Origin of the sequence: Collinsella sp. CLA-AA-H302, assembly GCF_040093305.1 — a bacterium.
Classification (GTDB): Bacteria; Actinomycetota; Coriobacteriia; order Coriobacteriales; family Coriobacteriaceae; genus Collinsella.
This window is the reverse complement of record NZ_JBBNJW010000002.1, coordinates 152,418-167,829: the sequence shown is the minus strand read 5'-3', so window position 1 is coordinate 167,829 and position 15,412 is coordinate 152,418. Positions and strand designations below refer to the sequence as shown.

The following is a 15,412-nucleotide window of genomic DNA, read 5'->3' as shown; positions in this document are numbered from 1 at the left end:
AAAGGAAGCCAACGATGTTTAGGCCTTTACGCCGAAAGAAACGTGCCATCACCGACGAGGAGGCGTGCGAGCTGCTGGCAACCTGCAAGCGCGGCGTCTTTGCCGTTAACGGCGATGATGGCTACCCATACGCCATTCCCGTCAACTACTTCTTTGACGCCGAGCATGACAAGATCTATTTCCATGGCGCCAAGGCTGGCCACAAGGTCGATTCACTCAGGCGTGATGACAAAGTCTGCTTTACCGTTTACGGCAACGAGTGGTACAAGGACGATGACTGGGCTCCTTACGTTATGAGCACCGTGGTCTTTGGCCGTTGCCGCCTGGTAGATGAGGTCCCCGCGTTTGTCGAGGACAAAGTCCGCCAGCTCGCGCTTAAGTACTACCCTTCTGCCGAAGAAGTCGAGGAGGAGATCGCCAAAGACATCAAGGGCGTCCAACTCTACGAGATTTCGATTGAGCATCTTTGCGGCAAGCAGATCCATGAAAAGTAAGCCCTAAAAGCAGGTCTCACAAAGAGCAATATGGCCCGATCCCAACCAACATGGGAACCGGGCCATATGTTTATGAAGCGTCGGCGGCTATGTGCGCAAGCGCCTCTACGAGCTCCTGTGCACTCACAGGCTTGCTCAGATGCGCGTTCATGCCCGCCTCGCGCGAAAGCCTACGGTCGTCGGCAAAGGCGTTGGCGCTCACCGCGATGATCGGCGTGGTCGCGGCGTCCTCGCGATCGAGCGCTCGAATCTGACGCGTGGCCTCAAGGCCATCGATACCAGGCATCATGATGTCCATCAACACCACGTCGTACTCGTGCGGCTCGCTCGCGGCAAACGTCTCGACAGCAGACTCGCCATCCTTAACATGGGTCACGACGGCACCGGCGCGGTCGAGTGTAAACTGTGCGATCTCGGCATTCAGGTCGTTATCCTCTACGAGCAAAACGCGCAGGCCCTGGAGCACGTCGCTGTCACCCGCATCCACACGAACTGCCTGAGGGATCTCGGAACTCTTGCACTTCTCAAACGGCAGGCAAATGGTAAACGTCGTCCCCTGCCCCAAGGCACTCGTAAAGCTCATGGTTCCGCCCATAAGCTCGACCAGTTGCTTGGCGATAGACGCGCCCAGACCAGTTCCCGACGAAGCGCCTTCCACCTGTTGCTCCTCGCGGCTAAACGGCTCGTAGAGGTGCTGTTGGAACTCCTCGCTCATGCCAATACCGTTATCGGCGATCGTGTATTCATAGACGGGGACACCGTCCACCGGCTCCACCTCGCGGCATGTCAGGCGAACATAGCCGCCCTGGCGGTTGTATTTAACGGCATTACCGGCAATATTGAGCAACAGGCGCTTGAGGTGCGTCACGCTCACCCGGGCATAGGGATGATCGAGCGTCTGCTGGTCGCAGATAATTGTCACCAGGCGCTCTTCGGCCTGGCGCTCCAGAATATCGCACACCTCACGGTTGAGGGCCACCAAATTTGTGGGCACCAGATTCAGGTCGACCTGCCCGCTCTCCAAGCGGCTCATATCGAGTGCCTCGTTCGCAAGGTCGAGCAGCAATCCCGATGCCGTCCAGATCTTCGAGCGGCACTCCGTCTGCTTTTGCAAGTCGTCTGCGTTGGCATTGCCCACCTCGACCATACCGCGAATGCCGTTGATGGGCGTGCGCAGGTCGTGGCTCATGCGGCGCAGGAACTCCGTCTTTCCAGAGTTGGCAGAAGAGGCTTCGCATGCTGCCTTTGCCAGCTTGCCGCCATAGTCACGCTCCTGCAGCAACAGGTCGGTCAAGCGTTGGCGCTCTGCATGGCGGCGCACCAACGCAGTTGCGGCTATAGCGCCGCCGTAGAGCACCAACACGCTGGCAACTACAACTGCGACGGTTTCAAAGTAACGCCGCGCGGAAGTGTAGGTGTACACGTAGAATTGGCGTGCTTTACCAAAAGTGCCCAGATACCACTCGCCGTTGGCGTTGACCAATCTGACCTTACCGGCCAGGCAACGCTCCTTGATACCGTCGATAACGATGGCATCCGTCACTGGCAAATCGAACACGCCCGATATGGTGGGTTCAACGGCATTGGTCGCAACGACCATGCCGTCGTTTTCGATCACGATACTGCCGCTATCGATGGTCTCATAACCATCGAGAAGGCTCTGTAACTTGAGTGTATTGCTCGCGACCGCCTTGGCGCTCTGGTGCCTCACCGCGACAACGATGCCCTCGCCATCCTGCCGGGCCACGCAGCCAATGTCCGCGACCGAATCATCCGCAAGCGTGATGCGAGCGGTATAGGACTTAAGCGGATGGGCCGCCACCTCAAGCACGGGTGCTTCTTTGAGATACGTAGCGAGCGAATCATAGCTCACGTCATCCGTCGAGGACTCGGACACCAAGTTGCCCGATGCGTCCGTCACGATCAGCGCTGTTACATTGAACTGGTCGGCATATTGCTCCAACGTGGCGTTATCCGCCGAGCCGTCGCGCTCCATATCGCGCGCCGCCTCTCCGGCGATCTCCATAACGCGTATCAGGTTTTTGGTCGCATAGGCGCTGTTGAACGCATCGTAGGAAAGGCTCTGCGTTGCCACGTAATCGACAACGTCAGCAAAGCGCTGCTCGGCCTGGGCTGTCGTGTAGCCGTAGCTCGTCATGCCGGCAACAACCGAGAGCACTATCCCCAGCAGGGTGGCAAGGAGCCATATTCGGGACGAACGATCGCCATGTTCTGCCGCGGTGTGGTCGGGCGCATCAATCATGACAGGCCCTCCATATTCAAAAAGGGCGAAGGGTCATCAAAGTACTTTGACACCAGGCGTTCCATGGTGCCATCGGCAAGCATTTCTTGGTAGGCCTGGGTGAGTTTAACGTCGATGCCGCGCGTATCGTTGATATCAAAAGCGGTGCCCAAACCAACCTCTAGCAGTGGCTCATTCAGAATGCGATACGTCACACCGTAGTCTTTTTCGTAGGTGAGCAGCGAGGACTCATGCGCGGCGATGGCATCGACCAGGCCCTCGACGAGCGCCGGGTTCAGGTATGAGCGGTCCGAGAAGCTGTAGAGCTCTTTGATCTGCGGAACGTCTTCATTGGTACGATTGAGCAGAATCGATTCGGGCTTGGTGGTGGACTGGACCGCCACGACCTTACCCTCAAGATCGGCAAGCGTGTAGATATCGCTCTCGGGATCGACCGCGACCACCTGGCGGCTCGCAAGGTACGGACCGCCCCAGCGATACTCGCTTTCGCGACCCGTCATACTAAAGCTGCCCATGACGCAATCGAGCTCGCCGCTCGCCAGCAGCTCTTTCTTCTTTTCCCAGTCGATCAGCTGGTACTTTGGCTTGTAACCAATGCGACCCAAGGCCTCGGTCAAAATATCGACATCCAGGCCAACAATATCGCCGTACTCGTCGCTATACACAAACGGTGGATAGAGGTCGCTGCCGACGTTGAGCGTCTTAAGGTTGTCGTCTTTGACCTGCGAGGCGGCCTGGTCTTCTAATGCAGACGTCGAGGCTTCGTCATTCGACCCGGAACAGCCAGCTATCGCCACGACAAAGACGCTCACCACTGCAAGCGCAACAAACAACGATATGGCAAGCGAGCGACGAGGCCTTTTCATCGAGCTCCAGACGGTCCTGTTTACAGACTCAAGTGCAAAAAATAATAGCAGACGGAACCGCGCTCGCGCTCAATGGTTAACAGGCGCTTTACCATATGGGGCCTTCCGACCAGCCTGGCAGAAAAGCCCCACGTGCAGCGCTCACTTACCGTGCATTAAAAACGTAGCGGTCCAGGCGCTCGCACGCTTCCCTTATGCGCGAAAGGGGCAGTGCCAGATTCACGCGAATGTGGCAGGGCCCGTGGAACGGGCGGCCGTCCTGATACCCCACGCCCACACGAGCGCCCTCGTCGAGCAGCCACTGAATATCGCGGCCATGCTCGCGGCACCACGCTGTGCAGTCCAGGAACACCATGTACGTGCCCTGCGGACGCGAATAGGACACGCCCGCAAAATGCTTGTCCACGTAATTGCAGAAGTAGTCGACGTTGCCCTCGATGACCTCATTGAGCTCATCAACCCACTCGTAGCCTTGCGGCTGGTAGGCACCGATAAGCGCGTGCATCGAAAGGACGTTCATCTCGTTGTAGTGGGTCTTGTTGGACACGGCGCACACGCGGTCGCGCAGCGTCTCGTTATAGATGATGTGGTAGCTGCCGACCAGGCCCGCCAGGTTAAACGTCTTGCTGGGCGCGTAGAGGGCAACCGTGCGCATGTGGGCGTCCTCGCTCACCGACTGCGTCGGGATATGCTTGTGACCCGACAGGATGATATCGGACCAAATCTCATCCGAGATCACCACGCAATCGTGCTGACGATAGATGTCCATGGCGCGCTCGATCTCGTCGCGCCCCCATACGCGGCCGCAGGGATTGTGCGGCGAGCAGAACACCGCGGCATGGATGTGGTTTTGGGCGAGCTTTCGCTCCATGTCCTCAAAGTCCATGCGCCACACGCCCCGATCGTCGAGCTTAAGCGGGCTGTGGACAATGCGATAGCCCGCGGCTTCGATAGACTTGGTAAAGCCGATGTAGGTGGGACTGTGGACCAGTACCGCATCGCCCGGCTGGACATATGCGCGCAGCGTCGACACGACACCGCCCAGCACGCCGTTTTCGTAGCCGATATGCTCCGGCGCCAAGCCCTCAACGCCGTTGCGACGGCTTTGCCATTCGATGATGCGGTCGAAGTACTCGTCACGCGGATTGAAATAGCCAAACATGGGATGCTGGGCGCGCTGAATGATGTGTTCCTGAACCGTGGGCACCGTGGCAAAATTCATATCCGCCACCCACATGGGGATGCGGTCGAAGCCCTCGTCGGGTGCGTTCGGAGCCATGTCGGGAATTTCTCCCCAGGAGTCAACGGCGATGGCGTCCATACCGTGGCGGTCGATAAGCGAGGTAAAGTCGTATTTCATGCTGAGCTCCCGTGCAAAGCGGATTGTTTCGGTAGGCGTTATTGTCCACCAGCGTGGGCGGTTTTGGAGCGGAGTTTGGCGCTTAATTTGACGGGTGCGGACGAATGGCTGGTTAGTCTCGCGCGTCGTTGATGGCGGTTATCGTCAACCTGGTTCCGTCGACCGTAAACGATATGTCAAGCCCAGCGTAAGCCAAATGGTAAACGCGGTTTGGCTCGTGTTTGCTGCCCGCACGGCGCGGATCTTGGCGGAGCACCTCGATCAAGCCGGGGAGCTTTGTGTCCGGGACCATGTCCCGCAGCGCTTGCGGGAGCTCGACATCGAGCTCTTGCCATGGCGCGTCCTCAATCCAGCCGCCCGTCGCATCCGGGTGACAGTCCGCAAACGGAATGTAAGGCTTAATGTCGTAGATGGGCGTACCGTCGCGCAGGTCGGCCCCCAGCACATGGATGATGGGACCATCGTCGGTGAGCTCGACACGATCAAGCTTGACGCAGGTGAGCCCGATGGGATTAGGGCGAAACGGACTGCGCGTGGCAAACACGCCCACGCGTTCGGCTCCACCCAGACGCGGTGGGCGCACGGTTTTCGACCATTTTGCGTTGGTGCCGGACCTGTCCTGCGTTTTGGCATCGGCGGCTATGTCCTTAGCCGTGCCGCCGGGCGTTCCGTTTTCGAAGCACCATAGCAGCCATAGGTGAGAGAAGGAGTCCAGACCCTCAACTGCAGCGTTGGAGGCAAATTCCGGCTCAAAGACGATGCGTCCCTGCAGATGGGGCGCCAAAAAGCTGTTGCGTGGGATGCCGAACTTCTGCGGCAGGTCGGTATGTATGTGTGCAATAGGTTCCATGCCGGTCATTGTACGGCATGGAGGCGTGGGGTGTTGCGCGCAATTCTTCGCCGCGGTCCCCGTCGTGCAACCAACGGTTGCTTGGAAGGGTGCCGGCCGCCGCGTATGCTTAAAGCAACAAACAGCAGAAAGGAGCCGTCATGGCCTTTGCAGAAAAGCTCATCGCCATCCGCCGCGACAACAATCTCACCCAAGAGCAACTCGCCGCCAAGCTCTTCGTCACACGCCAAGCCGTCAGCCGTTGGGAACGCGGCGAAGTCACGCCGGGCATCGACATGATGAAGCTCATTGCCGCCATAACCGGAGAACCGCTGTCCCACCTGCTCGAAATGCCCGAGCACTATTGCCAGAGCTGCGGCATGATACTCACGCCCGACGACTGCGGCACCGATGCTCACGGCGCAACGACCGACCATTACTGCAAGTGGTGCTACGACCACGGCAAGTACACCTACGAGACCACGATGGAGGCCATGATTGAGGATTGCGCCCCGCGCCTGGCACAAAACACCGGTATGTCGCTCGACGAAGCCGTCTCGCTCATGGGCGCCGTGCTGCCGCAACTAGAGCGCTGGCGTACCGTGCAGGAAAACGAGGAGCGCTACGGTGCCGAGGCGCGGGCGCGCTATGGCGACGCGGCCATCGATGCAGCAAACGAGGCACTGCTGGACATGGACCCCGAGACATGGAACGACATGAAGGAACTTGAACGCGCTATTCTGGGCCAGCTCTCGATCGCCATGGGCGACGGCGATCCAAAGAGCAGAAAGGCCCAAAAACTTGTTGCGATGCATCGTCGTTGGATTGGCCTCAACTGGGGAAGCGAACCCCAAGACGAGGCATACCTGGGGCTCGCCCACGGCTACCCCGCCGACCAGCGCTTTGTTGACTACTACGACAAGCCCTGCGGCACCGGAGCCACGGCGTTTCTGGTCCAGGCAATCGAGTCATCGCTGACTCGCGCATAGACCGCGGCGGCATTGGGTATCTCAATCGAAACCTCAACCGATTGGAAACCTATGGCTACTGATCACAAGCTCGAGCTGTACGTTATGACCGGCTGCCCGTATTGCATAAAGGTCAAGCGCTTTTTGGCCGATAACGGCGTGACCATTCCCGAGCGCAATATCTCGACCGACCCCGATGCCGAGCAGACACTCATCGCCGTCGGCGGAAAGCGCCAGGTTCCTTGCCTATTCATCGACGGCAAACCACTCTACGAATCGAGTGACATCATCGCATGGGTACAGGAGAACCTGCTCTAGCACTCATTGGGGACGTACTTAAATGAGTAGTCGTTAAAGAACGTCCATTACAGTCGAAATTGTCAGCCCGGGACCGTCTCGGGCTACGATTGAGGCGCGCCCAGAACGGGCCGCCGACCGGGCGCCCGCGCACGGCCGAACGTCCCTGCCCCCGAGAGGGCCCGTTGGGTGCTGCCGGCGCGGGACGCGCCGCCCCCGACGGCTGATAGGAAAGTGCCGGGCAGGTGCCGCGGCTGGTAATGTGAGTGCCGAGGGGGAGGCCATCCGGTCGAACGACTACCGGAAGGATACCACCGTGAAAGCGCCATCCACCAGGCCCGCGGCCGTGCTCGGCCTGGACGTCGGCAAGTCATCGCACTGGGCCTGCCTGGTCGACCGCGACGGGGAGGTGCTGGCCAGCGCCCCCGTCCGCAACGGGGAGGCCGAGCTCGACGCGCTGTTCGCCTCCGCGCCCGCCGGCACGCTCGTCGTCGTCGACCAGTTCCGCAACATAGGGTCCCTCGCCGTGAGGCGGGCCCGCGCCGCGGGGCTCGGGGTCGCCCACCTGCCCGGGCTCGCCGCCAGCCGCGCCGCGGGCCTGTTCGCCGGCGAGGCCAAGACCGACGAGCGCGACGCCGCGGTGATCGCGCGGACCGCCCCGGGCGTGCCGGACTCCCTGTCGGGGGTCCCGGGCCGCGGCGAGGCCCTCGAGGCCGCCCGCGCCCTCTCGTCGCAGCGCGACCACGTCGTCGCCTGCGCGACCAGGGACAAGAACCGCCTGCGCGCGGTGCTGCTCGAGTCCTGCCCGGCCCTCGAGGCCGCGGTCGACCTGTCGGACCGGCGGTGGCTGGAGCTGCTCGCCGGGTTCGGCGGGGCGTGGGGGATCGCCCGCTCCGGGGCCGGGGGCCCGCGGGCCGAGGCCGCCGGGGAGGCCGCGGCCGCCTCCACCGCGCCCCCGCCGGCGCTCGTCGGGGCCGAGAACAGGCAGGTCAGGTTCCTGGCCGCCCGGATATCGGAGGCCCTCGACGAGGCCGGGGCCCTCGAGGCCGAGACGGCGGCGCTGCTCGAGGGCGACGAGACCTACGCGTGCCTGCTCACCGTGCCCGGCATCGGCCCGAGGACCGCGGCGCAGCTCGCGGTGTCGGTCGACATCGGGAGGTTCCCGGACCACGACCACCTGGCCTCGTACTGCGGCATAGCCCCGAGGGTGAGGAGCTCCGGAACGTCGGTGAGGTCGGTCAGGGCGTCCAGGCGCGGCGACGCGAGGCTCAAGTCCCTGCTGATCTTCTCGTGCAACAGCCTGGCGAGGTCCTCGGGGCGCTACGGCGAGTACTACCGGGCCTGCAGGGCGCGGGGCATGGGGCACGGGCGGGCGCTCAAGGCCGTCGCGAGGAAGCGGCTCAGGGCGATATACGCCGTGATGCGCGACCGGGTGCCCTACCGGGAGTAGCCCCGACGGTTGACAAAACTATAGGAACACCCAACGACTTCATTTAGCCGTGAAAGCGGGCTATGGGCGCGAGCGGCTGCTCACGAAAGACGCGCTCGACGGCGGCGCGGTATTCGTCGACCTTTTTGGTCTTGCGCACGATCTTGTGAACGGTAGCGGGATCGGCGAAGGCGCACTTGGCGTAGAACCACCACTCCTTCATGCGGAAGACCGCGTTGCCGCCAATCTCGTCCGCATAGGCTGCGAACAGCGTGTCGTGGAAGCGCTGCAGCTCAGCTGCCGTAGCAGCAGGGCCGCCGGCAACCATGCGAGCCAGCGCGGGGTTCGCAAGCAGGCCGCGTCCCAACATTACGTGGCGCGTTCCGGGATAGGCCTCTACCAGCTCATCCATGTCCTCAAGATCAAAGATGTCACCGTTGTAGGCCACGGGAAACGGCGCCCGCTCCAGTGTCTCGCCGTAAAACTCCTTGCGCGGCGAGCCCGTATAGCGGTCCTTTTGCACGCGCGGATGCACGATTAGCTCTGCTAGCGGCATGCGGCAATATAGATCGAGCACACGCTCGTACTCCTCGTCACTCTCCAACCCCAGCCTGGTTTTTACCGACACCGGCAACGGCGAACGTTCGCACACGTCACCCAAGAACACCTCGAGCTCATCCAGGTTGCGCAGAAAGCCCGAACCCTTCCCCTTGGCAACAACCGTGCCCGAGGGGCAGCCAAGGTTGAGATTGACCTCGCGGTAACCCATGTCGGCGAGCACCTGCGCCGCCCACACAAACTCGTCCGCGTTCTTGGACATCAGCTGAGGCACCACGTTGAGCCCCTGGTTATTGGCGGGATCGACCTCTTTAAACGCCTTACCGCCAAAGCGGTTGCCCACGCGCGGCGGCGGCAAAAACGGCGTGTAATAACAATCGAGTGCGCCGAAGCACTCCGCGTGCACGCGACGGAACACATGCCCGGTAATCCCCTCCATAGGGGCCAGCGATAAATACATCGACATCCATTCTCACATCAATGTGACAAAGGGACTGTCCCTTTGTCACATTTGCAAATCATCATTCGGCTGTTTATTTTGGCACACATACGTATCGGGCGGCATCATCGCGTGGGCACAGGAGCAGCCGCTCTAAACCAGGGCTGCCGTGGCACTTTTGCCGTATGACCATGCGCTCATCGATGGCGGGATTCTCTATACTGAGTCACATATGACGGCATCGCGCCACAACGACCGCCACGACACCAAGGACCCGCCATGGCAGCACTCTCCGAACAAGAACGCAAGCGCATCCAGCGATACTGCATCTGCCCCAAGGTTGCCGGCGCGGCGCTTGCCATGGCATTCGTGCTGCCCTTATCGATCATTCCTTTCGAAATGGTCGACGACATCGTCTTCCATCACGAAGGCTTCCAAGAGACAGGCATGATGACCGCCTTGGTGCTCACCGCCATCGAGCTCGTTATATTCTGCTACTGCGCTCTCGCCCCGCGCTTTGGCATGCGTGGCAAGCAGTGGAAGGAAATGCAGTACCGGCTCGCCGTCGAGCAGAGCGAGAAAGACCGCTCGGCACAGATCGCAGGCGTTGTTGGCACGCAGGCCGCCGCGCGCCTGCTCAGGAACAGTGACAACGAGACCGCGCGCAACCTGGGCGGCGCGGCAGAGGTCGCCGCTGCCGTAGGCGCCGTCGCCACCGCGGCAGATGTGCTTGCCGAGAGCTTCGCCAACGCAAAGGCCGTGGCAGAGGCCTGTGGCGTGCCTATCCCCCGTGCAAAAAAGTGGATCGTCGCGCTTGTGGCGCTGCCCCTCGCGATCGTGTGCGGCGCCTATATCCCGCAGCTGGCGCAGGGAAACATCGAGATGCAGGAGAACGCCGCGGCCGCGGCCGAGCAGATCGCCATCGCACGCAAGGCATTAGAGCCCTCATGCGAGTACGTGTCCGCCGATGACCCCTACGAGCGATATCAAGATTACGGCTATCACGTCCGCGGCTATCTGCACGACGGCGACTCCGATACCCAAAAGACCTATACGTACCTGGATTTTGACAACAAGGGAACGCTCACGGAAGTGAGCTACGCGGCAGAGGTCGACCCCAATGCGAGCCTCGAGGACAACCTCGCCCGTATCGAGCTCGACCTTGACGAGCTTTCCTCTGCCGTCCAAACCATAGACGTCAAGACCGCAAGCCCCAAGCTCCTAGCAGCGCAGAAGCTCCCTGAAGAGTTTAGACAGGCTTTTTTGAGCGGTTCGCTCTACGAGAGAATCTCTATCAGGACGAGTGACGGCCCCGTCAAAGCGTATTACTCGTTTGACACGGATCCCGAGGACGAGTTTGACGAGTACACCCATCCAACCATCCGCATCACGCTGATGGGCAAAACGAACTAGGCGCAGGGAGATGAATGTGACAAAGGGGCTGTCCCTTTGTCACATTATTCGGAGCGTAGGGCTTCTACGGGGTCTTTCTTGGATGCGCTACGGGCCGGCAGCAGGCCGGCGACAACCGTCAACAGCACCGAAATCGCGATGAGCACCAGCGCATCCTGCACGGGCAGGCTCATCAGGTTGGGGACCTGTTTGGCCGCAAGCGCCCAGGCATTGACCGGGAAGCTCACGAGCACCACAACGACAATGGCAAAGACGCCGGCAATGAGGCCTTCAATAAAGGTCTCGGCATTGAATACGTTGGCCACGTTGCGCTTTGACGCGCCGATCGCGCGCAGGATGCCAATCTCCTTTTTGCGCTCCAGCACGCTGATGTAGGTGATGATGCCGATCATGATGGAGCTCACCACCAGACTGATACTCACGAATGCGATGAGCACCAAGCTGATGGTGTTCACGATGTCGGTCACCGAGCCCATGATGATGCCCATGTAGTCGGTGTACGAGATTGCCTGTTCATCGTGGCCGGCAGCTTTGACCTGCTTGTTGTACGCATCGATGTGATCGAGCACGCGCTCCTTGGCCTCAAAGTCGCGCGGGAAAATCTTAACCGAGATGGGGTCTGTCTCATCCGCATAGCCCAGCGTGGTCAGATTGTTATCGTAGGTGAGCTTTGACGCCTTGGCATAGCTCATCATGAGCGAACTCAGGTCCTCGGCGTCCATGTTGAAATGGATGGCACGCGCAAAGGCGCTCGCATCCACGCGCATGGCGCTCGCCAGGTTAGCAAAACTCGAAGACATCTGCGTCGCCATCTGGTCCATAAGCCCTGCCGCGCCCGCCTTGAGCTGAGCCGATACCGTCGTCGCGATCTGCTCGCTAATCGTCCTCATCACCTGATCCATAGCCTGCTGCAGATACGGAGCCAGCTGCTTTTGCACATAGTCGGTCATCGCCTGCTGCAGACGCTCGGCCAGGGCATCGCCACCGAGTGCCTTGAGCTGAGCCAGGTATTGCTGCGCCGTGGCATCACTCTCAAGATACGTCGAGAATGCGGCAGCGAGCTTTGACGCGTCCTTAAGATTATCGGGTGTCAGCGCCCTAAACTGATCAGACTGCAAAAAGCCCGTAAACAGCTGGTTGGCGAGCATTCCCACCTGCTGCATTTGCTCGGGTGTGAGTTCCAGACCGTCAAAGATGCCCGAGAAATCTGGGGTCGGTGCTTTTGCCATAATGTCGCTGAAGTCGATATCCTTACCTACGCCCGAAAGGTCAATGTCCAGCCCGGACAAGTCAAGACCCGACAGGTCCATACCGCCGGCAGTGCCCGAGAGCGCAGACGTATCGAACGAGAACGCGCCCTTGAGCGCCGCCTCGTCCACGCTGAACATGCTGCCCAGATTCACGCCTTGCTTGGCCTCGCCCTGCAGTTCATCGAAAGACTTGCCCGTAAAGACATCCGTCTCGGGATGGGCAAGTTGCTCTTTTACGATCTGCGAATTGGCGGCGCGCTCCATAAGCTGGCGAGTCAGCGCATGCGTATAGGCAATGCCCGGGGATAATGCGCTCGCGTTGGCCGTCTCATTGGGTCGCACCACGCCCACAATGCGCACGTCAATGCCGTCGGCAACCTTGGCCGCCATAAAGTCGGCATCGCCAGACATGTCAGTCCACATGCCGGTCTCTTCATTTTTGCGATAGGCATCTGCCGGCGACAGCACCTTAAACGTCGTGGACAGCGCATCGTCGTAGGTAAAGTCGGTGCCGGCCTTGGGCGTCTCGACCTTGCCGTCGGCCGTCATGGCACTGTTGACCAGGTCGTTGAGCTCATCGATATCCAGCGCACCGATGCTGTAGAGCGTGTAGTCGCCCACCGTGCCGCGGCTCGAAAGCACCATCACGGCCTCGTTGGCGGACGTAGGCCAATGGCCGGCAACGACATCGTACTGGCTGTCGAGCAGGCTCTGGTCGTCAATCATCTCGTTAAAGACCGAGGTTCCCATGGAATCCATGCTCACCGTTGCCGCCGAACTTGCGCCGCCGCTCATGGCCTCGGTCATAGCGTTGGGCACCAGCCGGACAGGCTTCTCATCGCCCTTGCCCGCACGATAGACAACCGGCGTCACGCCATAGCCGTACTGGATAGCATTGACCTCTTTATTGATACCGTCGCCACCGGCATCGAGCCATGCCTTAAAGCTCGTCATATCGTTAGATTTAACGCTCGCAAACATGTCCTTTACGGCCGTGACCACGGGGATCTTATCGGTTCCCCGAGCCTTGCCGTCGGTGCTGCCGTCGGACGAGCCCTCGTTCTTGGACGTATCGTCATCCGTGGTCCCCTGTCCGCCCATCATGGACGACAGGTCGTAATCTTGTTTGGAAATCGTGAGCGGGTAGCTCGAGAGCGTGTCCTCCTCGACCTTTTTGATGTAGTCATTTACGCCGTTGGACAGCGCCAGGATCGCCGCAATGCCGATAATGCCAATCGAGCCCGCAAAGGCCGTCATGGCCGTGCGACCCTTCTTGGTCATGAGGTTTCGGGCAGAAAGCCCCAGCGCCGTCACAAAGCTCATCGAGGTTTTGCGCGTGGGCTTGGCCTCGCGACGCGCGGCCTCGGCAGCATCAAAGGGATCGGAATCGTCGGTGATCTTGCCGTCCGCCAGGGTGACGATGCGCGTGGCGTACTTGTACGCCAGCTCGGGGTTGTGCGTGACCATGATGACCAGACGGTCGCGCGCAACGTCCTTGAGCAAATCCATGACCTGCACGGATGTCGTTGAGTCCAAGGCGCCGGTCGGTTCGTCAGCCAGCACAATCTCGGGATCGTTAATCAGGGCGCGGGCGATGGCCACGCGCTGCATCTGTCCGCCCGAAAGCTGGCTCGGACGCTTGTTAATGTGCTCGTCCAGGCCGACTTTCTCCAACGCCTCGCGCGCACGCTGGCGACGCTCGGCATGCCCCACGCCCGTGAGCGTAAGCGCCAGCTCCACGTTTTCCAAAATGGTCTGATGCGGAATGAGGTTATAGCTCTGGAACACAAAGCCGATGCGGTTGTTGCGATAGGCATCCCAATCGCGGTCGCTGAAGTCCTTGGTCGAGATGCCATCGATCAACAGGTCGCCGGAATCGAAATGGTCGAGTCCACCAATGACGTTGAGCATCGTAGTTTTACCCGAACCCGAGGGACCCAGGATGGCTACAAACTCGTTATCGCGAAAAGACAGGCTTACGCTGTCGAGCGCTACCTGCGTAAACGACTGCGTAACGTACCTTTTGCAAATATCTTTGAGATCCAGCATGGACGGCAACCTCTCCCCCGCGGGTGCACTCACCCGCTCTCCCCCGCCGTTCACATTCGACGCGTTTGCCCTACTCTATCCCCATTTTTGGCCTGCTCCAGTGAGAAATGTAACGTACTGCCCCAAAAACGAACGGGACGGCACGCCACGTGGCGCACCGTCCCGCACTTATCATCGATGATGTGACAAAGGGACTGTCCCTTTGTCACATTCGCACCTACTGTTCGCTCTTCGCGAGTGCCTGATCGATCAGTTTGTTGAGCGCCTCGCGCTGCTCAGCGGAGTTGATGCCGCCCATGATCGGCTCTCCCACAATGTTACCGTTCTGGTCGATCACGTAGGTGGTCGGGAACGAGTACAGGTTGGAGGTGAACTTTCCGGCCTCGCTGTCCGACTTAAACCAGATGTTCTTATACGTCACGCCCTTCTTGGAAAGCACGTCCTTGGCATCGGCCACCTCGTCTTTGTTGCCATCGAGCGTAAAGGAATTAACGCCCACGACCTGGCCGCCCTTCTCGGCAAGCTCCTTGTTGAGCTTCTCCAGATCGCCCAGCTCTCCCACGCACGGCTTGCAGGTGGTAAACCAGAAGTTCATGACGGTCACCTTGTTTTTGGAGAACAGCTCGTCGCTGTTTACATCGTTGCCGTCCAGGTCCTTGCCCTTAAAGCTGGGGAACTTCGTCTCCCCGCTCTCGCCGTTGGTCATGCCTGCGGTCGAGGCATCGACGCTCTCCCCCTCGCCGGGCGTGCTGCCGCATCCGGGAAACTCCTTCTCCAGCGCCATGAGCTTTTCCTCGATCTCCTTGACCTGCTGCGCGCCGGCCTTAAGCGTCTTGAGCTCGTCAGCCGTAAACTGATCCTTGGCGCCGTCGATAGTCTTGAGCAGGAAATCGCCGTAATTGCTACCGTCCTCAATCATTGCCGAGTCTTTATTTGCCGCATTGAATACCTTTTCCCATAGGGCGTTATCGCTCGCGAAGATCTCGTTTTCCTTTTGCAGCAGCTGCTGGTACAGCTCGGCCGCCTCCTCGGCGCTCGACGGCTTTTGCGCTATGAGCTCGGCAATCTGCGCATCGCCGCTCGTGGCATCCTTCACGTCGCCCTTGGGCGCAGAGCACGCCGCGAGGGTCAGCGCCAGCACGGGCAGCATCAACAAGGCCGCAATTTTTGACAGTTTCATGGTTCCTCCGTTTATAT

At 60.2% G+C, this 15,412-nt stretch carries 12 protein-coding genes; 5 read left to right on the top strand and 7 right to left on the bottom strand.

Annotation, left to right across the window (positions count from 1 at the left end; translation table 11 throughout):
• The first annotated feature begins 14 nt into the window (after positions 1 to 14).
• Entirely contained in the window at positions 15 to 494 is a 480-nt protein-coding gene (locus tag AAAV21_RS02015) for a pyridoxamine 5'-phosphate oxidase family protein (protein ID WP_349107101.1), read from the top strand.
• A 70-nt stretch (positions 495 to 564) separates the two neighbouring features.
• On the opposite strand, the gene AAAV21_RS02010 is transcribed toward AAAV21_RS02015, so the two are convergent.
• From AAAV21_RS02010 to AAAV21_RS01995, 4 genes are all read right to left on the bottom strand, one after another.
• The gene (locus AAAV21_RS02010) at positions 565 to 2,757 is read right to left on the bottom strand and encodes an ATP-binding protein (RefSeq protein ID WP_349107099.1); all 2,193 of its coding nucleotides are present in this window, start codon (positions 2,755 to 2,757) and stop codon (positions 565 to 567) included.
• Positions 2,754 to 3,623 carry an ABC transporter substrate-binding protein gene (locus tag AAAV21_RS02005; RefSeq protein WP_349107098.1) on the bottom strand — a complete coding sequence of 290 codons (870 nt, stop codon included), beginning with the start codon at positions 3,621 to 3,623 and terminating at the stop codon, positions 2,754 to 2,756. The genes AAAV21_RS02010 and AAAV21_RS02005 overlap by 4 nt, the downstream gene beginning before the upstream one ends.
• Positions 3,624 to 3,768: 145 nt before the next feature.
• The gene (locus tag AAAV21_RS02000) at positions 3,769 to 4,983 is read right to left on the bottom strand and encodes an aminotransferase class I/II-fold pyridoxal phosphate-dependent enzyme (protein ID WP_349107096.1); all 1,215 of its coding nucleotides are present in this window, start codon (positions 4,981 to 4,983) and stop codon (positions 3,769 to 3,771) included.
• A gap of 112 nt (positions 4,984 to 5,095) precedes the next feature.
• A complete protein-coding gene (locus AAAV21_RS01995) occupies positions 5,096 to 5,833 on the bottom strand; it encodes a tRNA (N6-threonylcarbamoyladenosine(37)-N6)-methyltransferase TrmO (protein ID WP_233524950.1) in 738 nt (245 codons plus the stop codon).
• 140 nt (positions 5,834 to 5,973) lie between these two features.
• On the opposite strand from AAAV21_RS01995, the gene AAAV21_RS01990 reads away from it, so the two are divergent.
• The 3 genes from AAAV21_RS01990 (at position 5,974) to AAAV21_RS01980 (ending at position 8,527) form a co-directional block, all read left to right on the top strand.
• A complete protein-coding gene (locus AAAV21_RS01990) occupies positions 5,974 to 6,801 on the top strand; it encodes a TipAS antibiotic-recognition domain-containing protein (protein ID WP_349107094.1) in 828 nt (275 codons plus the stop codon).
• A 51-nt stretch (positions 6,802 to 6,852) separates the two neighbouring features.
• On the top strand, positions 6,853 to 7,098 hold the full coding sequence (locus AAAV21_RS01985; protein WP_349107092.1) for a glutaredoxin: 246 nt from the start codon (positions 6,853 to 6,855) through the stop codon (positions 7,096 to 7,098).
• 295 nt (positions 7,099 to 7,393) lie between these two features.
• Positions 7,394 to 8,527 (top strand): IS110 family transposase, encoded by a 1,134-nt coding sequence (locus tag AAAV21_RS01980; protein ID WP_349107090.1) that lies wholly within the window; start codon positions 7,394 to 7,396, stop codon positions 8,525 to 8,527.
• Between the two features lie 43 nt (positions 8,528 to 8,570).
• Here the strand turns inward: AAAV21_RS01980 and AAAV21_RS01975 are convergent, their stop codons facing one another.
• Positions 8,571 to 9,524: a tRNA-dihydrouridine synthase family protein gene (locus AAAV21_RS01975; RefSeq protein ID WP_349107087.1), complete on the bottom strand. Its 954-nt coding sequence runs from the start codon at positions 9,522 to 9,524 to the stop codon at positions 8,571 to 8,573.
• 258 nt (positions 9,525 to 9,782) lie between these two features.
• On the opposite strand from AAAV21_RS01975, the gene AAAV21_RS01970 reads away from it, so the two are divergent.
• Positions 9,783 to 10,916 carry a hypothetical protein gene (locus AAAV21_RS01970; protein ID WP_349107085.1) on the top strand — a complete coding sequence of 378 codons (1,134 nt, stop codon included), beginning with the start codon at positions 9,783 to 9,785 and terminating at the stop codon, positions 10,914 to 10,916.
• 44 nt (positions 10,917 to 10,960) lie between these two features.
• On the opposite strand, the gene AAAV21_RS01965 is transcribed toward AAAV21_RS01970, so the two are convergent.
• Entirely contained in the window at positions 10,961 to 14,215 is a 3,255-nt protein-coding gene (locus AAAV21_RS01965) for an ATP-binding cassette domain-containing protein (protein WP_349107083.1), read from the bottom strand.
• A 217-nt stretch (positions 14,216 to 14,432) separates the two neighbouring features.
• Positions 14,433 to 15,395 carry a redoxin domain-containing protein gene (locus tag AAAV21_RS01960; RefSeq protein WP_349107081.1) on the bottom strand — a complete coding sequence of 321 codons (963 nt, stop codon included), beginning with the start codon at positions 15,393 to 15,395 and terminating at the stop codon, positions 14,433 to 14,435.
• Positions 15,396 to 15,412: the final 17 nt, after the last annotated feature.